Raw genomic sequence first — 17,943 nt, 5'->3', positions numbered from 1 at the left:
CCTGTAGTGGCCTCATCGCGAGCAGGCTCGCTCCTACAGTTGATCTGTGTTGTTCACAAATCCCTTGTGGGAGCGGGCTTGCTCGCGAAGGCAGCGCCGCGGTCCAACGGCAAGATTATGCCTGCCCCAACAACGCCGCCGCCAACAGCTCCTTGGTGTACGGATGCTGCGGTGAATCAAACACTTCATGGCTGGCGCCGCGTTCCACCACTTTGCCGTCCTTGATCACGATCATGTCGTGGGCCAGGGCGCGCACCACCGCCAGGTCATGGCTGATGAACAGGTAGGTCAAACCGTGTTTTTCCTGAAGCTGGCGGAGCAGGGCGACCACCTGTTTCTGCACCGTGCGGTCCAGCGCCGAGGTCGGTTCGTCGAGCAGGATCAGCGCAGGCTTGAGCACCAGCGCCCGGGCAATGGCGATGCGCTGGCGCTGGCCGCCGGAGAATTCGTGGGGATAGCGATGGCGACTTTGCGGGTCGAGGCCGACTTCGCTGAGTGCCCGGATCACTTCGGCGTTGCACTCTTCGGTGCTCAACTGGCTGTGCACTTCCAGGCCTTCGCTGATGATCTGCGCTACCGACATTCGCGGACTGAGGCTGCCGAAGGGGTCCTGGAACACCACCTGCATTTTCTTGCGCCATGGTCGTAGCTGTTTTTGCGTCAGGCCGTCCAGCGCCTGGCCTTGAAAACGGATGCTGCCTTCGGAGTCGAGCAAACGCAGGATCGCCTGGCCAAGGGTGGACTTGCCGGAACCGGACTCACCGACGATGCCCAGGGTCTTGCCGCGCTGGATGTTCAGGCTGATGCCATCGACGGCGCGCAACCAGGTCTTGCGCTGGAACAGGCCACCTCCGACGGGAAACCGCACCTGCAGGTTGTCCACCTCCAGTACGTTTTCGCGCTCGTCCCGGGGCAGGGCTTCGCCCTCGGGTTCGGCGTGCAGCAATACGCAGCTGTAAGGGTGCTTCGGTTCGGTGAACAGGGTTTCGCAAGGTGCCTGCTCGACGATTTCCCCGGCCTTCATCACGCACACGCGCTGGGCGATGCTACGCACCAGATTGAGGTCATGGCTGATCAGCAGCAGCGACATGCCCAGCCGCTGTTGCAGGGATTTGAGCAGCAACAGGATCTTGCGCTGCACCGTCACATCCAGCGCGGTGGTCGGTTCGTCGGCGATCAGCAGTTCCGGTTCGCACGCCAGGGCCATGGCGATCATCACCCGTTGGCGCTGCCCGCCGGACAATTGATGGGGATAGGCCTTGAGGCGTTCCTCGGGTTTCTGGATGCCCACCAGGTGCAGCAACTCGAGGATCCGCTCTTGTGCCGCTTTGCCCGCCAGGCCTTTGTGCACCAGCAAGGTTTCACCGATCTGTTTTTCGATGCTGTGCAGCGGGTTAAGGGAAGTCATTGGTTCCTGGAAGATCATCGCGATGCGGTTACCGCGCAGTTGTCGCAACTTGCCGGTATCGGCGCCCACCAGTTCCTGGCCGCGATAGCGGATGCTGCCTGTTGTCTCGGTATCGGTCCGGGGCAGCAATTGCAGGATCGAGTGGGCTGTCACCGACTTGCCCGAACCCGATTCACCCACCAGCGCCAGGCATTCGCCGGGGCGGATGTCCAGGCACAAATTGCGCACCACGGTCTGGCCGCTGAAGGCCACGCTGAGGTCACGGATTTCGATCAGGTTGGTCATTTCAGCCGTCCGCATCAAGATCTCGGATCGAAGGCGTCTCGCAACGCCTCGCCGATAAACACCAGTAAAGAAAGAATCAACGCCAGGGTGAAAAACGCCGTCAGGCCCAGCCACGGCGCTTGCAGGTTTTGCTTGCCCTGACCGATCAGCTCGCCCAGGGAAGCGCTGCCGGCCGGCATGCCGAAGCCGAGGAAGTCCAGTGCCGTGAGGGTGGAAATCGCCCCGGTCAGAATGAACGGCAAGTAGCTCAAGGTCGCGTTCATGGCGTTGGGCAGAATGTGCCGCACGATGACTTTGCGGTCGGTCAGGCCCAGCGCGCGCGCGGCCTTGACGTATTCCAGATTGCGCCCGCGCAGGAACTCGGCGCGCACCACGTCCACCAGGGCCAGCCATGAAAACAGCGCCATGATCCCCAGCAGCCACCAGAAGTTCGGCTCGACGAAGCCCGACAGGATGATCAGCAGGTACAGCACCGGCAACCCGGACCAGACTTCCAGCAACCGCTGGCCGAGCAAATCCACCCAGCCGCCGTAATAGCCTTGCAGGGCGCCGGCCGCGATGCCAATCAGCGCGCTGACAAACGTCAGCATCAAGGCAAACAGGATCGACACCCGGGCGCCGAAGATCACCCGGGCCAGTACGTCCCGGGCCTGGTCGTCGGTGCCCAGCCAATTGACGCTGGAGGGTGGACTGGGTGCGGGTTTGTTCAGGTCATAGTTGGGCGTGTCGTCACTGAACGGAATCGGCGGAAACAGCAACCAGCCGCCGTCCTTCTTGATCAGTTGCTGCACGTAGTCGCTGCGGTAGTCGGCCTGGAACGGCAGTTGCCCGCCGAACTCCTGCTCGGTGTGGCGCTTGAAGGCCGGGAAATACCACTGGCCTTGATAGCTGACCACCAGCGGTTTGTCGTTGGCGATCAACTCGCCGCCCAGGGTCAAGGCGAACAGGCCGACAAACAGCCAGAGCGACCACCAGCCCCGGCGGTTTTTCTTGAAACGCTCGAAGCGCCGGCGCGCCAACGGTGAAAGCTTGAGCATCAGGCGTTCCTCGCGGCGAAGTCGATACGCGGGTCGACCAGGGTATAGCAGAGGTCGCCGACCAGTTTTATCAGAAGGCCGAACAGGGTGAAGATGAACAGCGAGCCGAACACCACCGGATAGTCCCGCGATACCGCCGCTTCGTAGCTCATGCGGCCCAGGCCGTCGAGGGAGAAGATCACTTCAATCAGCAGGGAGCCGGCAAAAAACACACTGATGAACGCTTGGGGGATGCCCGATACCACCAGCAGCATGGCGTTGCGGAACACGTGCCCATACAGCACCCGCCGTTCACTCAGTCCCTTGGCCCGGGCAGTGACCACGTACTGGCGGGTGATTTCATTGAGGAACGAGTTTTTGGTCAGGATGGTCAGCGTGGCGAAGCCTCCGATCACCAGCGCGGTCACCGGCAACACCAGATGCCAGAAGTAGTCGGCCACTTTGCCGATGGTCGACAGCGATTCGAAGTTGTCAGAAACCAGTCCGCGGACCGGGAACCAGTTCAACGAAGTACCACCGGCAAAGACCACGATCAGGAACATCGCAAACAGGAACGCCGGCATGGCATAGCCGATGATGATCGCGGTACTGCTCCAGATATCGAAATGGCTGCCATGGTGCACGGCCTTGCGGATGCCCAGGGGAATCGACACCAGATAGGTGATCAGTGTCGCCCAGAGCCCGAGGGAAATGGTCACGGGCATTTTTTCGAGGATCAGGTCGGTGACGGTGGCACCACGGAAGAAGCTCTTGCCGAAGTCCAGGCGCGCGTAACTGGTGAGCATCAGCCAGAGGCGCTCGTGTGCCGGTTTATCGAAGCCGTACTGCTTTTCAATGTCCTTGATCAGCTGCGGATCGAGCCCGCGACTGGACCGGGACTTGCCACTCATGGATTCGCCGGAGCCGCCGCCAACCGTGGCGCCGCCAATGCCTTGCAGGCGCGCGATGGCCTGTTCGACCGGCCCGCCCGGCGCCGCCTGGACGATGACAAAGTTGACCAGAAGAATGATCACCAGCGTCGGAATGATCAGCAGCAGGCGCCGTAATATGTAAGCCCACATCAATGCGGCCCTCCGGGTTTGCCACGGCTGATACGCTCGGCCGTCATCTGTTGGTTGGTCAATGGCGTGGTGCTCATCTCCCACCAGCTCTCGATGGCTTCGTCATTGCTCGCTTGCACGTTCGGGATGCCGAAGCGGTTCCACCACACTGTAGAAGTGCCCGGCGGGTAATAGTTGGGAATCCAGTAGTAATTCCATTGCAGCACACGGTCCAGAGCATGGGCGTAATGCAGCATGTCAGCCTGGGTATTGGCGCGTACCAGCCCGGTAATCAGGGTGTCCACAGCCGGGTTCTTCAACACCATGTAGTTGTTGGAGCCAGGGTCGGTGGCCGCCGCCGAGCCGAAATAATTGAGCAGTTCGTTTCCCGGAGAAGTGGTGACCGGGTAGCCGGTGACGATCATGTCGTAGTCGCGGCTCATCAGGCGATTGACGTACTGGGACGGGTCGATGCGGCGGATGTTCAGATCGATGCCGATCTGTTTCAACGTGCGTTTATAGGGCAGCAGCAAACGGTCCATGCCGTTCTGACTGACCAGGAACGTGAAACTCAGCGGCTCGCCGTCGGCGTTGACCAGCTGATCGCCTTCGGGTTTCCAGCCAGCCTGTTCGAGCAATTCCAGGGCCTGCAACTGCTTGTCGCGAATCACGCCGCTGCCATCGGTTTTCGGCGCTTCGAACACCTTGGTGAAGACTTCGTCGGGAATCTGCCCGCGCAGCGGTTCGAGAATCGCCAGCTCGCCGGCATCCGGCAATTGCCGGGCAGCGAGGCCGGTGTTGGAAAAAAAGCTCTGTTGGCGGATGTACATGTCACGCATCATCTGCCGGTTGCTCCACTCGAAGTCCCACAGCATCACCAGTGCCTGGCGTACGCGGCGATCCTGGAACATGGGCTTTTGCAGATTGAACACAAAACCCTGGGCCGGCTGCGGTGCCTCGGTGGCGAGGTGGGCCTTTTGCAGGCGACCGTCGCTCAGGGCCGGGCTTTCGTAGCCGATGGAGTAAGCGGTGGCGGAAAACTCCCGGTTGTAGTCATAGGCGCCGCCGCGCAACACCTGGCGCGCCACGTCGGTATCGCCAAAGTACTCGATGCTGAAATGATCGAAGTTGTACAGGCCACGGCTGACCGGCAGGTCCTTGCCCCACCAGTCGGGGTTGCGCTCGAAAGTGATGCTGCGCCCGGAATCGATCTTGCCGACTTTATAAGGGCCGCTGCCCAGCGGTGCTTCATAGCCGCCGCCACCGGCGAAGTCGCGGCTCTTCCACCAGTGTTCGGGAAACACCGGCAAGGTCGCGATATCCAGGGGCAGGGTGCGATTTTCGTTGTTCTTGAAATCAAAGCGGACAGTCAGCGGCGATTCCACTTCGACGCCTTTGACGTCGGCGAACTGGGTGCGGTAACGCAGGCTGCCCTGGGTCATCAGAAGGTTGAAGGTATAACGCACGTCTTCGGCGGTAATCGGTTTGCCATCGGCAAAGCGCGCCTTGGGGTTGAGGTAAAAGCGCAGGGACAGGCCGTCTTCGGAACGCTCCATCTTCTCTGCCACCAGACCGTACACGGTGTACGGCTCGTCCAGCGAGCGCTGGGCCAGTGGTGAATAAAGCAGGCCATCGATCTGCGTGACGCCGATACCTTTGTCGATATACGGCAGGACATGGTCGAACTGGCCTATTTCGATGGCCGAGCGACGCAGGGTGCCGCCCTTGGGGGCTTGCGGGTTGGTATAGGCGAAGTGACTGAAACCGGCAGGGTATTTCGCCGGTTCACCGTAAACGGTCAACGCATGCTGCGGTTCAGCAATCACACCAGCGGCACCCATCAGCAGGGCCACGGCAGTGAACAACAAGGTAGAGAAAGCCGGTCGCATTGTCAGCCTTAGAGCCGGGTGGTCGTTAACGACAATTTGTACGCTAGCGGCGCGTCCCTCGCCAGCCGTATTACGCGTCGGAAACATAACGGCCCACCAAAAGGCGGGCCGTTGTGTGAATAGCTCAAGCGTGAATCAGTCCTGGCGACTGGTCACTTCCAGCAGGTGGTAACCGAACTGGGTCTTGACCGGGCCCTGGACCACATTGATCGGTGCGCTGAAGACCACGGTGTCGAATTCCTTGACCATCTGGCCCGGACCGAACGAACCCAGGTCGCCGCCCTGGCGGCTCGAAGGGCAGGTGGAGTTTGCCTTGGCAACTTCGGCGAAATCAGCGCCAGCCTCGATTTGGGCCTTGAGTTCGTTGCACTTGGCTTCGGAAGCAACAAGGATGTGACGGGCAGTGGCTTTAGCCATGGGAAAATACTCCTTTCAATATACGGTAAAGTGCTGAGCCTACCGGATTCAGTGAGCTATTTCTCCTCAAAGTTCCGTTCCGCGCGCGATCCACGGCAGGTGGCACCTCAAAGTCCGGCGCCCCTCAAGCGCTCGGCATGCTGGACATACAGTTCAATCGGGTCGACACCTGTGCGCAACTGGCCGGTCGGTTGGCCAATGGTGTCCAGATGATCCAGTGCGTAGTCGGAACGGATAACCGTGCCCAGATGGGAGCTGAAGCGACCGACCAAACCGTCGTTCTGCTCGCTTTCCGTGACGAAATAACCGGAAAGGGCCCGGCAGAAGGCGTTGAGCGGATCGAGCGCGTTGAGCCCTTCCTTGAGAACATTCGACTGCAGCACGCCGCTCCACGAGTAGTAACGAACACCGTTGACCCGTTCGCGCCCCTTGCCACCCCAGGTGGCGGGCAACCCTTGCGGGTATTTGTCATTGAATGCGCCTACGCCCTCGGTGGTCAGTGCATTGAGGGCGGCAATGGCGTTCTGTGGCCGGTACTGATTGTCACTTAATGTCGCGAGGAAGTCGGCGAACAGGGTCACCACCGTCTCGGCCACATGTTCCGGCAGACGGTCCGGTGTCAATGCCTTGCGCAGGAAATCGGCGAGCTCCGAGCCATGGTTCGGCCCGCTGACAGAAGTCACCGATGCCACACTGTGTGGCGCAACCGCTGCGGCATAACGTGCGGCCAGTGCACCCTGGCTATGGCCTATGAGGTTGACTTTGCGTGCACCGGTTCCTTCCAGTACCCGCTCGATCTGTGCGAGCAATTGGTTACCGCGTACTTCGTTGTCGTGGATGGCCGACAAGTGGGGAACGAACACTCTTGTTCCGGCGTTCCTCAGCGCCTGCCTGATGTCGTGAAAGAGCTCGAACTTGCCGATTCTTTCGAAGCCGAACAACCCATGGACCAGCAGGATTGGATAACAGGTGCTTGCATTCCTTTGCATGTTCATACCTTTTCGCAGATGTTCGTTGGGACTGCATGGCGCTTCACTCTAAAACACTCGAGGTTGGCGCGATGTATGAAAAGTCCGCCGAAATTTGCGGAAAGCGGAATAGAACAAGTGCGAATGTTCAAGAGTGGTTGAGGCCTTAGTCGGAATAGATTGAGGACTTTTTACGGTAATCAGGTTCCTGCTGAGCAAAGACCTACTTCGTATGTATCGATTTTCCGAGCGAGCCGGAGTGAGTGGCCGACATCACGACTGTTTGCCATGGGGTTAAATAGCCGTCCAAAGCCGGCATCTGTTCGGTGTTTATTCCATGGACTGGAGCGAATGAATGACTGTTCATGAACCCGACATCTTGAATCTCGCGCAGCAACCATTGCCACCTCCCATACTTGAGCAGGCGGAAAACGGCGTTCTGAACCCCTCTGACAAAAAAGCCGTCATCAGGGTCCAGCCTTATCCAGGCATGACCTGCGGTGACAAATTGCTATTGAATTGGGCGGGGCTGGATACCGATGGCCTCGCCTGCAATCATCAGGTGACGCGTTTTGTCAGTGAGGACCGGGTCGGCGAGGACATCATCTTTGCCGTGGGTAGCGCACATATCGCGGCGTTTGAGGGTGGTTCACTCGAAATCGGTTACTCACTCACGAGCACCCGTTTTGCCGAGCCCGTGCACTCCCATCGTTTGCAACTGAGTGTAGGTGATGTGCAATCCGACCTGTTGCCTGCGACGGTAAACGATGCGGTGGGTAGAACGCTTGATCCGGATCGGGTGAAAGAAGGGGCGATCGTTACGATCAAACCCTACGCGCGCATGGCGGCGGGCGACTGGGTGTTGCTGACCTGGGCTGGCGTTTCGGTCGAAGCAAGTTTCAGTGATGCACTCAAGGTCGAGTCCTTTGCGGTGGGGGACGAACTGTCGTTTTGGGTCAGCCCGGAGTGTATTGCGCTCAATCTGGGTTCCTCCGTTTCCGTCGATTATTGCGTCAAGCAAGCGGGGAATGGTCCTCGTTACTCTGAAGTAACGGCACTGATGATTGGCATCCTGGAGCGCAGACCTCTGCCTGCACCCACTGTATTGGAAGCCGCCGAAGGTTGGGTGGACCTGCATGATGCGCAGGATGGCGTGACCGTCGTCATCGAAAACGCCAGGGCGGAAAGAGGAGAGCTGATTTACCTGAAATGCGATGGGGAGAGATTCAATCACTCTGACGAGCGCAAAATAACCAGGGACACCGAGGGCGAATTGTTGGTGTTCATCGTTCCGTACCGGTTCTGGAGGGAGCATCGAAATACCGCGATCCGAGTTTCCTATTCGGTCGAGCGCCTTGACGGCACCCGCCAGCAATCCGGGGTGACACTGGTTCAAGTGCAGTCCCTGATGGGGCATTGATTGCCATTTGCCCTCCAGTCTTCGCATGAAGGCCGGAGGGCGGACGGATGATACCGGCTATTGGGCGTAGTTTTACGCTCGCAGCCGATCCGCCGCTTCAAGCAACAGTTGTTCCGTCCCGGCCCAGCCGAGGCAGCCATCGGTCACTGACACGCCGTATTGCAATGACGAACTCAACGGCTGGCAGCCCTCGAATAAATGGCTCTCGATCATCATGCCGATCAGCGAACGATCACCTTGCAGACGCTGTTCAAGTACATCCTTGAACACGGCTGGCTGGCGCAACGGGTCTTTGCCGCTATTGGCGTGACTGCAATCGACCATGATTCGAGCCGGAATCTTGAGCCTGGTCAGGTCGCTGTTCACCTGGGCGACGCTGGCGCTGTCGTAGTTCGGCCCGCGATGGCCGCCGCGCAATACCAGGTGAGTGTCCGCATTGCCCGGGGTTTGAATGATCGCCGGATGTCCCTGGCTATCGACACCGAAATGGCGATGGGGATGGGCGGCGGAACGCATGGCGTCGCTGGCGACAGCGACACCACCGTCAGTCCCGTTCTTGAACCCTACAGGCATGCCCAGGCCGCTGGCCATTTCCCGATGGATCTGCGACTCCGTGGTCCGGGCGCCAATCGCCACCCAGCTCAACAGATCGTCGAAGTAGCCGGCCGCCATCGGTTGCAGCAGTTCAGTGGCAACGGGCAGGTCCAGGCGGAGCATTTCGCGCATCAGTTCGCGGGACAACGTCAGGCCGGCGGCCATGTCATCGCTGCCATCCAGGTGCGGATCGTAAGCCAGGCCTTTCCAGCCAACCGTGGTACGGGGTTTTTCGACGTAGGCGCGCATCACCAGCAGCATTTCGTCGCTGACTTCGGTGGCGAGGCGGGCAAGGTTGCCGGCGTATTCGAGGGCTGATTTCGGATCGTGTATCGAGCATGGGCCGACGATGACCAGCAGACGGGAATCTTCACCGTTGAGGATCGCGCGAACCGCCTGACGGTGGGCGGTGACTTGCCGGGACAGGGCGTTGCTGAGGGGCAATTGCTGTTTGAGTTGCAATGAGCTGGGCAGGCGCAGGGTCAGCGCTTCATTGGCAGGGCTCAAGGTGGACAGCGGCAGTGCAGAGACGGACGAGTTCATATTCAAGGCTTCCTGGGCTGGTGGCGGGTTCATGCCCGCGCGCTCGGCCCTACTGGGGTGTTCGACAATTGGCCAAATTGGCTGCGTGTGTGTGCTTGCCACCTGTGGGTGACCGATCGGAGGCGGCAGGCTGTCCCGAGCGGAGGGTGGTAAATCGCCAGGCGGTAAAACTGTCGTAACGGTAATAAGTGGCGTAGTTCATGTTCTGAATCCTCTAAATGTCTGGTGTGTCGCTAAAAGTGATGGGGCTGAAAAAACAAAACCCCCGGTCGGGAGGCCGACCGGGGGTTGAGAATTCTCTGGTGGCGACCCGTTTAAAGTGGGCGCCGTGTGGGTATCAGGCGCGCCAGTGGCTAAACCAATACCCAAAATAAAAGCTGACCGGAGCACAACCGTCGTTCACCCGGGCAGCCGCAACCGAGCGCAAGGCGCTGACGGTACGAAGCTGCAAAAGGGTGTTGAACATGGTCTGTCTCCGATGGATGGACCGAGCTTACTAGAGGCCGGTACGCAGATTCAATCAGAAAATGCTATCAGGCAAGGACAACGCTTTCTATCGCTTGAGTGCCCTGAAGGTTGTGACACACTCTGCGTCTCTATAAAAAACGCATCGTCACAAGGACGCACCATGACGACACTTACTTTCGCCGCCGCTCAGTCGATTTCCATCGCTGGAGATCTCGCCGGCAATATCGCCAGGCATCAACATTTCATCCAGGTGGCTGCGGAGCAGGGCGTGCAATTGCTGGTGTTCCCGGAGCTATCGCTGACCGGCTACGAACGGGGGCTTGCGGCGCAGTTGGCTATTGCACCGGACGCGGCCGTACTGCAGCCGCTGCGTGATTTTGCCCGGGAAGTCGGCGTGACGGCTGTCGTCGGCATGCCCATTCGGCTGTCGGACACATCGCCCGTGCTGATTGGCGCGCTGACATTGGGTGCCGATGGTTCTCTCGGGGTCTACAGCAAGCAGCATCTGCATCCGGGGGAGGAGGTGGCGTTTGCACCGGGATCGGGAGGCGCGCCTCTGATAATTGGCGCCGATACCATTGCGTTGGCAGTGTGCGCAGATTTCACCCATGCCGATCATGCGGCTATGGCCGCACAGAACGGCGCTGGCATATATGCCGCTGGTGTGCTGATCACGGCAAAAGGCTACGACCCGGATACCGCATTGTTACAGGGCTACGCCGCTGGCCATTCAATGGTGGTGTTGATGGCCAACCATGGCGGTGCAACGGGTGGCTGGGAGTCGGCAGGACGTAGCGCGGTGTGGGCGTCGGACGGTTCGCTGATTGCGGCCGCCGCCGGTACCGGCAACCAGATGGTCGTTGCCCGGCGTAATCCCGCGGGCTGGACCGGGGAGGTGTTGGTGGTGGAGACAGCGTGATGGAACGCCAATGGCGTCCGGCAACGCCTGATGACCTGGAGTTCGCCCGCGAGCTGACCTGCAAAAGCATGCTGCGTTACTACATTCAGCATGATCTGTTGTGGCAGGACGAGGCGTTTGACGTGGCCTGGGCAGGGCGAGACAACCGATTGATTGCATGGGGCGACAATGTCCTGGGTTATGTCAGTCTGAGCCGTGATGCCAGCGCCTTGTATATCCGCGAATTGCATATCGTCGAAGCGTTTCGTGGGCAGGGCAATGGTTCCTGGGTGATCGATCAGGTACTGTCTCAGGCGCGCCAGGAGCGGCGCCCGGCGTTGCGCCTGACGGTTTTCGAAAACAATCCGGCCCGAGCGTTGTACGAGCGCAAGGGACTGAGGGTGGTGGGCAAGGATGAATGTTTCCTGAGGATGCAGCTGGATATCTCCGATCGGGATTGCTGCAACACGCTTGCAACAAGCCTTTCAAGATGAATTGAAACTTTTAATCTGACGCTTTCCGCTAGGTCTGCCAGATGCTTTTTGCTAAGGTGTCTGACAACCGAATAAGACCATATCGCGAGGTGTCTGCTTGATTAGGGTGCTAGTAGTCGATGACCATGATCTCGTTCGTACAGGCATTACACGAATGCTGGCTGACATCGATGGCCTGCAAGTAGTCGGCCAGGCCGAGTCGGGTGAGGAATCCCTGCTCAAGGCGCGTGAGCTGAAACCCGATGTGGTGTTGATGGACGTCAAGATGCCGGGTATCGGCGGCCTTGAAGCCACTCGCAAATTATTGCGCAGTCATCCGGATATCAAGGTCGTCGCGGTGACCGTGTGTGAAGAGGACCCGTTTCCTACGCGGCTGTTGCAGGCCGGTGCGGCAGGGTACCTGACCAAGGGGGCAGGATTGCCGGAAATGGTCCAGGCCATCCGTCTGGTGTTCGCCGGTCAACGCTACATCAGCCCGCAAATTGCCCAGCAGCTGGCGATCAAGTCCTTCCAGCCCACCAACGATTCTCCTTTCGATGCCTTGTCGGAGCGGGAAATCCAGATCGCGCTGATGATTGTCGGCTGCCAGAAAGTACAGATCATTTCCGACAAATTGTGCCTGTCCCCGAAAACCGTGAATACCTACCGTTACCGCATCTTCGAAAAGCTTTCGATCAGCAGTGATGTCGAGTTGACGCTGTTGGCGGTTCGTCACGGCATGGTCGATGCCAGCCTCTGAAAATGACCGAAACTTTTGATCCGAGCGCCTTTCTGTCGACCGTTAGCGGGCGCCCCGGCGTGTACCGCATGTTCGACAGCGAAGCGCGGTTGCTCTACGTCGGCAAGGCGAAAAACCTCAAGAATCGCCTGTCGAGCTACTTTCGCAAGACCGGGCTTGCCCCCAAGACCGCCGCACTGGTAGCGCGTATCGCCCAGGTCGAAACGACGATCACGGCCAACGAAACCGAAGCCTTGCTGCTTGAGCAGACGCTGATCAAGGAATGGCGCCCGCCCTACAACATTCTGCTGCGCGACGATAAATCCTACCCCTACGTCTATCTCTCCGACGGAGAGTTTCCGCGCCTGAGCATTCATCGTGGTGCGAAAAAGGCCAAGGGCAAATATTTCGGTCCTTACCCTAGCGCTGGCGCGATTCGCGAAAGCCTGAGCCTGCTGCAAAAGACGTTTTTCGTTCGGCAATGCGAAGACAGTTTTTTCAAGAATCGTACCCGTCCTTGCCTGCAATACCAGATCAAGCGCTGCAAGGCGCCCTGTGTCGGGCTGGTGGAGCCCCAGGTGTACGCCGAAGATGTGCGCCATTCGGTGATGTTTCTTGAAGGACGCAGCAATGCGCTGACAGACGAATTGTCCGCCGGGATGGAGGAAGCGGCGATCAATCTCGAGTTCGAACGAGCAGCCGAGTTGCGGGACCAGATTGCGTTATTGCGCAGGGTTCAGGATCAACAGAGCATGGAAGGCGGGACCGGAGACGTGGATGTGATTGCCGCGTTCGTCAACCCGGGCGGTGCCTGTGTTCACTTGATCAGCGTGCGAGGCGGGCGGGTACTGGGAAGCAAGAACTTCTTCCCTCAGGTTGGAATTGAAGAAGACGTTTCTGAAGTCATGGCCGCGTTTCTCGGCCAGTACTTCATCAGCAGTCCTGAGCGCGACTTGCCGAGCGAGCTGATCGTCAATGTGGTCCACGATGACTTTCCAACACTGATCGCCGCCATTGACGAGTTGCGCGGTCGTGAACTGACCATCAGCCATCGCGTGCGCGGTACGCGGGCGCGCTGGCAGCAATTGGCGGTGACCAATGCCGAGCAGGCACTGAGTGCGCGCCTGGCGAATCGTCAGCACATTACGGCGCGCTTCGATGCGCTGGCCGAGGTGCTGAAGCTGGAAGAGCCTCCACAACGACTCGAGTGCTACGACATCAGTCACTCCAGTGGCGAGGCGACGGTGGCGTCCTGCGTGGTCTTCGGCCCCGAAGGCCCGATCAAATCCGATTACCGTCGGTACAACATCGAGGGCGTTACCGCTGGCGATGACTATGCGGCGATGCACCAGGCGTTGACCCGACGCTTCAGCAAACTGAAGGACGGGGAGGGCAAGCTGCCGGATATCCTGTTGGTGGATGGCGGTAAAGGCCAGTTGTCCATGGCCCGCGACGTGCTCGATGAATTGGCCGTGCCTGATCTGATTCTGCTCGGTGTGGCAAAAGGCGCGACGCGCAAGGCCGGTTTCGAAACCCTGTACCTGAACGACGCTGCACATGAGTTCACATTGCGCGGCGATTCTCCCGCGTTGCACCTGATCCAGCAGATTCGCGACGAAGCCCACCGATTTGCCATCACCGGGCACCGCGCCCGGCGTGGAAAAACCCGTCGGACGTCTACACTGGAAGGCGTCGCCGGCGTCGGACCAACACGTCGGCGGGACTTGTTGAAACATTTTGGTGGATTGCAGGAGCTGTCTCGTGCAAGCATCGAAGAAATTGCCAAAGCCCCCGGGATCAGTAAAAAGCTCGCAGAGTTGATTTATGCAAATCTGCACAGCGAGTAGAATGCCCCCTCACCTCGTAGCCAGTTGTGCCGATGAATATCCCTAATCTGATTACCGTTCTACGCGTTCTGCTCATACCGATCTTCATTTTACTGTTCTACCTGCCTTACCAGTGGAGCTACCTGGCATCCGCCTCGGTCTTCGCATTCGCTGCCGCCACCGACTGGCTGGACGGGTACCTGGCCCGCCGCCTGGAACAAAGCACACCGTTCGGGGCTTTTCTCGATCCGGTTGCCGACAAACTGATGGTTGCGGTTGCATTGGTACTGTTGGTTCAGGAACACGGAAACCTGTGGCTCACGCTGCCAGCTGCCGTGATCATCGGTCGCGAGATTGTCGTCTCGGCACTGCGCGAATGGATGGCCGAACTGGGTGCTCGTGCCCACGTTGCCGTGTCGAACCTGGGCAAATGGAAAACCGCCGCGCAAATGCTGGCGTTGGTGATCCTGCTGGCCAATCCCAAGGATTTCAGTTTCTGGGTCTTGCTGGGCTACACCTTGCTGATGGTGTCCGCTGGCCTGACTTTGTGGTCGATGGTCCAGTACTTGCGGGCTGCCTGGCCACATCTGAAGACCGACGTTGAAAAGAAATAAAACTTTTTTGAATCAAAGGGTTGACGGGGCTTCTGGATTCTATAGAATGCGCCACACCAAGACGCGGGAATAGCTCAGTTGGTAGAGCACGACCTTGCCAAGGTCGGGGTCGCGAGTTCGAGTCTCGTTTCCCGCTCCAAGTTTGTACGCATTTGATGTCGCGCTACTAGATACCAAATGTTTTGAGGCCGAGTAGCAAAATGGTTATGCAGCGGATTGCAAATCCGCCTACGCCGGTTCGATTCCGACCTCGGCCTCCACTAATAAACAAGCTCCGTAGATCTATGATTTACGGAGCTTTTTTATTTGCAGTAGCCTGCAAGATTTAGTCTTGAAAAGGGTATTTGCGAACTTGCTTCACCGGGGCAGGATGTATATATTTCCACCTCTGCTGCACAGGCGTCAGAACTGCCATATCGTTATTTGGCAAACTTGGACGCTTCACCGCGCTACCGCCCGAATGGCGAAACTGGTAGACGCATGGGACTTAAAATCCCCCGCTCGTAAGGGCGTGCCGGTTCGATTCCGGCTTCGGGCACCATATAAATCAAGGGCTTGCGAGYGAAAGCTAGGCAAGCCCTTGTTCGTTTCTGGTCCGCAATTATTGAATTGGTCCGCAATTCACTTGGTTGGTGAGACTTTCTTCCCCTTACGGTTTCGGATGTACTGCTCAGTCATTACGACGGTCGTATGCCCAAGTTGATCCCTGGCCTGCAAAATGTCGCCGCTTGATTCGGCCTTGTCAGTGCCAGCTTTAGCGCGTAAGTCGCGCATTTGGAACTCGGACTTTGCGACTCCGGCCGCTTCCCTGGCTAAGTCAAATCTTCCCCGCAACATCGCCACAAATGATTCTGAATGAACAGCTTGCGGTTATAGGTATTACCCGTTGTTCCGGTTATATGCGCATTCGACCCTGGCGGTGAAAGACTGCTTCTGGCCGATTATTACCTGTCGTGAAGGGTATATAACGACCCAATATAGCGGCCAGTCCGCCAGGCTATCGTCGGCTAGTAATGGAGGGGCGATGGGGCTGAGTGAGGGGCAATCCAAGCTAATTTAAGTTGCGAGGAAAGGTGGCAGTGAATGTCGTTCCGCTCGTTAGAGAAGACGTTACAGCCACTTCGCCGTCGTGCGCCCTTGCGATCTCACGAACAATGAACAGGCCCAGCCCGACACTTCTAAGTTCAGCATTGTCATGACTGCCACGGATCATTGGTTCGAACAAGTCCTTGAGCAACTCCTGTGGTATGGGAGTACCAAGGTTGTGCACGGTAATAATGACAGCGTGATCTTCGAAGCACGAAGAAACGGTGACTTCGCTATCGGCAGCACCATAGGCGACTGCATTGGCGACCAGGTTACCGATGAGCTGATACAGCCGATCGCTGTCGGCAGTAAAGTCACCTTGCCCATAACGCAGGTGGATCAACTCATGCCCGGGGAAAGCCAGACCCAACTCGTCCAGGCAGTCGGCGACCAGCTCGTGCAGATCGATTGGTTTGGGTAGGACTGCGATACCTCGCCCGACTTGCGTCAAGGTGAAATCCAGCAGATCGGCCACCAGACGCTGCGCGCGCTCTACCGAGTGGGTGATGTGGCCAAGTATTTGTGCTTGTTTGGCATCCATCTCCCTGCGGCCCAGCAGTTCCGCAGCCATTTTTATCGCCGACAATGGGTTGCGCAGATCGTGACTGACAATCCCGATAAGCTGCTCGGCGAACAGGGCTCTGTCTTCAGCCGCAGCGTAGGTGATGCGCAGCTTGTCCTGGGTCATATCCAGTACCCGTTGATCCTTCAGGTGTTTTGCCAAATGTCCTTCGGCGAGCATTCGGGCATTGAGCAGTTCGCGCTCGTACCTTTGGCTATCCGCGGCTTTGAACAGGGTCATTTCATGAAATATGCCAGCAGAATGCTCACAGCTGATGGCGCTGAGCATCATTGGAATGGAATGTCCGTTGTAGTGAACAAGATCGAACTTCACGTCAGCCACGACGCCCTGGATCTGCATGAGGGGCGCCCAGTACATCTTGTGGAACGTCCTTCCCTTGAGGTTCATCAAGTCCTGGATGTGACGACCGAGCAGCTCTTCTCGCCGGTAGCCTAACCAACGGCAGAAGGTGAGGTTGACCTGTACGATCTGGCCATTTTCTGCGGTAAGCAGCAAACCACAATCAGCTTCGTCGAAGAGAACGTCAGAACCGGGCTGCGAATCGTTATCTGCGTGCATTTGTATTCACTGACCAATGGGGCCCGATATCTGAAAAATTATAGGCGCGACTCGCGCAAGGGCCCTCAAAATTTACCCCTTTCACAGTGATTGGCCTCGACATTCGGGAGGGTTACACCAGCTGTGATTGACCGTTTATGGCCGATTGCTACCTGTCGCGAAGGCCGCAAACCCAAAGCTGTTGTTGGCCAAAGGCAGAAATCGGCCTCGATCAGTCGCTCCATGCCAGCACTGGCAAGCGAGCCAGCGCCATGACTGGCTCTTTGATTCGACCCGGGTTCCCCAGGTAAATCCGAATGCCAGACTCCTGGTCTATCCCATTGAAAACTCATCTCGTTAAACCAGCCGATCGGCTGAGGGGCGATGCTCCAATGGGGGCAGGTTGAAGTGTCTGCTCAACGCATGCCTTGGTTCTGATACTAATTTGTTGAACTCGGGCTGAAAGCACTCCTCTAATAAAAACGTGGGAATATTTCCCGCGCAACGATACTGACTGGCTTTGAAGGATCGTGCGGAACCCGCAGTTGCTCGTTAATGCTGCAGATTTATGACCGAGCCGGTTGGCTGGCCGCTCCAATGGGCGGCCGGGAACTCACTGGACATTGCGTTCGATACGGAGATGACGACGCAACTCCAAGCGGAGGTTGCAACATGCAGCTCAAAAAATGTTTATTGGCTCTGGCGATTGGCGGAGTCTTGTCGGCATCGACTGTCCTGGTGCCTGATTACATCGGTAGTTTCTCCAGCGTGTATGCCAAAGATGGCGGCAGCGGAGGTGGTGGCGGTGGTCACGGTGGCGACGGCGGAGGCGGCCACGGTGGCGGCAGTGGTGGTGCCGGAGGTGGCGGTCACGGTGGTGACGGCGGTGGTGCCGGAGGTGGCGGTCACGGTGGTGACGGCGGTGGTGCCGGAGGTGGCGGTCACGGTGGTGCCGGCGGTGGTGCCGGAGGTGGCGGTCACGGTGGCGGCGACCATGGAGAGGGTGGCGATCATGGTGCAGCAGGCCATGACGGTGACGGTCATGGAGGCCCGGGGCGCGGCGACGCTGACCATGGTGGTATGGCCGGGAACAGAGGCCCAGGCAATGCGCATGACAA

15 protein-coding genes, 3 tRNA genes and 2 pseudogenes are annotated in these 17,943 nt (G+C 58.4%); 9 read left to right on the top strand and 11 right to left on the bottom strand.

What is annotated here, in order from left to right; genetic code table 11:
- Positions 1-115 precede the first annotated feature (115 nt).
- From AB4Z35_RS22230 to AB4Z35_RS22205, 6 genes are all read right to left on the bottom strand, one after another.
- Positions 116-1,693, bottom strand: a complete 1,578-nt coding sequence (locus tag AB4Z35_RS22230; RefSeq protein ID WP_442099443.1) for an ABC transporter ATP-binding protein — start codon at positions 1,691-1,693, stop codon at positions 116-118.
- Between the two features lie 14 nt (positions 1,694-1,707).
- Positions 1,708-2,730 carry an ABC transporter permease gene (locus AB4Z35_RS22225; protein ID WP_008000138.1) on the bottom strand — a complete coding sequence of 341 codons (1,023 nt, stop codon included), beginning with the start codon at positions 2,728-2,730 and terminating at the stop codon, positions 1,708-1,710.
- Positions 2,730-3,791: a microcin C ABC transporter permease YejB gene (locus tag AB4Z35_RS22220; protein WP_442099442.1), complete on the bottom strand. Its 1,062-nt coding sequence runs from the start codon at positions 3,789-3,791 to the stop codon at positions 2,730-2,732. Before AB4Z35_RS22220 ends, AB4Z35_RS22225 begins: the two co-directional genes overlap by 1 nt.
- Positions 3,791-5,659 (bottom strand): extracellular solute-binding protein, encoded by a 1,869-nt coding sequence (locus tag AB4Z35_RS22215; RefSeq protein WP_442099441.1) that lies wholly within the window; start codon positions 5,657-5,659, stop codon positions 3,791-3,793. Before AB4Z35_RS22215 ends, AB4Z35_RS22220 begins: the two co-directional genes overlap by 1 nt.
- A 135-nt stretch (positions 5,660-5,794) precedes the next feature.
- Complete coding sequence (locus tag AB4Z35_RS22210; RefSeq protein WP_007984657.1) at positions 5,795-6,076, bottom strand: peptidylprolyl isomerase; 282 nt, start codon at positions 6,074-6,076, stop codon at positions 5,795-5,797.
- Between the two features lie 107 nt (positions 6,077-6,183).
- Positions 6,184-7,065, bottom strand: coding sequence for an esterase/lipase family protein (locus tag AB4Z35_RS22205; protein ID WP_442099439.1), 882 nt, complete (start codon positions 7,063-7,065; stop codon positions 6,184-6,186).
- Positions 7,066-7,399: 334 nt separating this feature from the next.
- On the opposite strand from AB4Z35_RS22205, the gene AB4Z35_RS22200 reads away from it, so the two are divergent.
- Positions 7,400-8,464: a hypothetical protein gene (locus AB4Z35_RS22200; protein WP_442099438.1), complete on the top strand. Its 1,065-nt coding sequence runs from the start codon at positions 7,400-7,402 to the stop codon at positions 8,462-8,464.
- Between the two features lie 72 nt (positions 8,465-8,536).
- Here AB4Z35_RS22200 and AB4Z35_RS22195 read toward each other — a convergent pair whose 3' ends face one another.
- Positions 8,537-9,601 (bottom strand): 3-deoxy-7-phosphoheptulonate synthase, encoded by a 1,065-nt coding sequence (locus tag AB4Z35_RS22195; RefSeq protein ID WP_442099437.1) that lies wholly within the window; start codon positions 9,599-9,601, stop codon positions 8,537-8,539.
- 337 nt (positions 9,602-9,938) lie between these two features.
- Positions 9,939-10,067, bottom strand: a complete 129-nt coding sequence (locus AB4Z35_RS22190) for a hypothetical protein (RefSeq protein WP_442099436.1) — start codon at positions 10,065-10,067, stop codon at positions 9,939-9,941.
- Positions 10,068-10,229: 162 nt separating this feature from the next.
- Between AB4Z35_RS22190 and AB4Z35_RS22185 the strand changes: the two genes are divergently transcribed.
- The 8 genes from AB4Z35_RS22185 (at position 10,230) to AB4Z35_RS22150 (ending at position 15,160) form a co-directional block, all read left to right on the top strand.
- On the top strand, positions 10,230-10,988 hold the full coding sequence (locus AB4Z35_RS22185) for a carbon-nitrogen hydrolase family protein (protein WP_442099434.1): 759 nt from the start codon (positions 10,230-10,232) through the stop codon (positions 10,986-10,988).
- Positions 10,988-11,461: a GNAT family N-acetyltransferase gene (locus AB4Z35_RS22180; RefSeq protein ID WP_442099433.1), complete on the top strand. Its 474-nt coding sequence runs from the start codon at positions 10,988-10,990 to the stop codon at positions 11,459-11,461. The genes AB4Z35_RS22185 and AB4Z35_RS22180 overlap by 1 nt, the downstream gene beginning before the upstream one ends.
- A gap of 97 nt (positions 11,462-11,558) precedes the next feature.
- The gene (gacA, locus tag AB4Z35_RS22175; protein ID WP_008015884.1) at positions 11,559-12,200 is read left to right on the top strand and encodes a response regulator transcription factor GacA; all 642 of its coding nucleotides are present in this window, start codon (positions 11,559-11,561) and stop codon (positions 12,198-12,200) included.
- A 2-nt stretch (positions 12,201-12,202) separates the two neighbouring features.
- Positions 12,203-14,026 (top strand): excinuclease ABC subunit UvrC, encoded by a 1,824-nt coding sequence (gene uvrC / locus AB4Z35_RS22170; protein WP_007997912.1) that lies wholly within the window; start codon positions 12,203-12,205, stop codon positions 14,024-14,026.
- 32 nt (positions 14,027-14,058) lie between these two features.
- Entirely contained in the window at positions 14,059-14,619 is a 561-nt protein-coding gene (pgsA, locus tag AB4Z35_RS22165; RefSeq protein WP_007992985.1) for a CDP-diacylglycerol--glycerol-3-phosphate 3-phosphatidyltransferase, read from the top strand.
- 63 nt (positions 14,620-14,682) lie between these two features.
- A tRNA-Gly gene (locus AB4Z35_RS22160) sits at positions 14,683-14,758 on the top strand.
- A gap of 47 nt (positions 14,759-14,805) precedes the next feature.
- Positions 14,806-14,879: transfer RNA gene (locus AB4Z35_RS22155), tRNA-Cys, on the top strand.
- A gap of 194 nt (positions 14,880-15,073) precedes the next feature.
- Positions 15,074-15,160: transfer RNA gene (locus tag AB4Z35_RS22150), tRNA-Leu, on the top strand.
- Between the two features lie 80 nt (positions 15,161-15,240).
- Here AB4Z35_RS22150 and AB4Z35_RS22145 read toward each other — a convergent pair.
- The 3 genes and pseudogenes from AB4Z35_RS22145 to AB4Z35_RS22135 all read right to left on the bottom strand — a co-directional run.
- Positions 15,241-15,459: pseudogene (locus tag AB4Z35_RS22145) on the bottom strand (integrase); the annotation flags it as partial.
- A 211-nt stretch (positions 15,460-15,670) separates the two neighbouring features.
- Entirely contained in the window at positions 15,671-16,846 is a 1,176-nt protein-coding gene (locus tag AB4Z35_RS22140; protein ID WP_442099430.1) for a PAS domain-containing sensor histidine kinase, read from the bottom strand.
- Positions 16,847-17,515: 669 nt separating this feature from the next.
- Positions 17,516-17,943: pseudogene (locus AB4Z35_RS22135) on the bottom strand (hypothetical protein); the annotation flags it as partial.

It is taken from the genome of Pseudomonas sp. KB_15 (assembly GCF_052114525.1).
Lineage (GTDB): Bacteria > Pseudomonadota > Gammaproteobacteria > Pseudomonadales > Pseudomonadaceae > Aquipseudomonas.
The sequence above is the reverse complement of the archived record's forward strand: the minus strand, read 5'-3'. Positions and strand labels throughout refer to the sequence as shown.

What these genes read in the sequence shown, in the direction of transcription:
- AB4Z35_RS22230 (WP_442099443.1), bottom strand. Translation starts at nt 1,693, where the DNA reads ATGACCAACCTGATCGAAATCCGTGACCTCAGCGTGGCCTTCAGCGGC.
- AB4Z35_RS22225 (WP_008000138.1), bottom strand. Translation starts at nt 2,730, where the DNA reads ATGCTCAAGCTTTCACCGTTGGCGCGCCGGCGCTTCGAGCGTTTCAAG.
- AB4Z35_RS22220 (WP_442099442.1), bottom strand. Translation starts at nt 3,791, where the DNA reads ATGTGGGCTTACATATTACGGCGCCTGCTGCTGATCATTCCGACGCTG.
- AB4Z35_RS22215 (WP_442099441.1), bottom strand. Translation starts at nt 5,659, where the DNA reads ATGCGACCGGCTTTCTCTACCTTGTTGTTCACTGCCGTGGCCCTGCTG.
- AB4Z35_RS22210 (WP_007984657.1), bottom strand. Translation starts at nt 6,076, where the DNA reads ATGGCTAAAGCCACTGCCCGTCACATCCTTGTTGCTTCCGAAGCCAAG.
- AB4Z35_RS22205 (WP_442099439.1), bottom strand. Translation starts at nt 7,065, where the DNA reads ATGCAAAGGAATGCAAGCACCTGTTATCCAATCCTGCTGGTCCATGGG.
- AB4Z35_RS22200 (WP_442099438.1), top strand. Translation starts at nt 7,400, where the DNA reads ATGACTGTTCATGAACCCGACATCTTGAATCTCGCGCAGCAACCATTG.
- AB4Z35_RS22195 (WP_442099437.1), bottom strand. Translation starts at nt 9,601, where the DNA reads ATGAACTCGTCCGTCTCTGCACTGCCGCTGTCCACCTTGAGCCCTGCC.
- AB4Z35_RS22190 (WP_442099436.1), bottom strand. Translation starts at nt 10,067, where the DNA reads ATGTTCAACACCCTTTTGCAGCTTCGTACCGTCAGCGCCTTGCGCTCG.
- AB4Z35_RS22185 (WP_442099434.1), top strand. Translation starts at nt 10,230, where the DNA reads ATGACGACACTTACTTTCGCCGCCGCTCAGTCGATTTCCATCGCTGGA.
- AB4Z35_RS22180 (WP_442099433.1), top strand. Translation starts at nt 10,988, where the DNA reads ATGGAACGCCAATGGCGTCCGGCAACGCCTGATGACCTGGAGTTCGCC.
- uvrC (WP_007997912.1), top strand. Translation starts at nt 12,203, where the DNA reads ATGACCGAAACTTTTGATCCGAGCGCCTTTCTGTCGACCGTTAGCGGG.
- pgsA (WP_007992985.1), top strand. Translation starts at nt 14,059, where the DNA reads ATGAATATCCCTAATCTGATTACCGTTCTACGCGTTCTGCTCATACCG.
- AB4Z35_RS22140 (WP_442099430.1), bottom strand. Translation starts at nt 16,846, where the DNA reads ATGCACGCAGATAACGATTCGCAGCCCGGTTCTGACGTTCTCTTCGAC.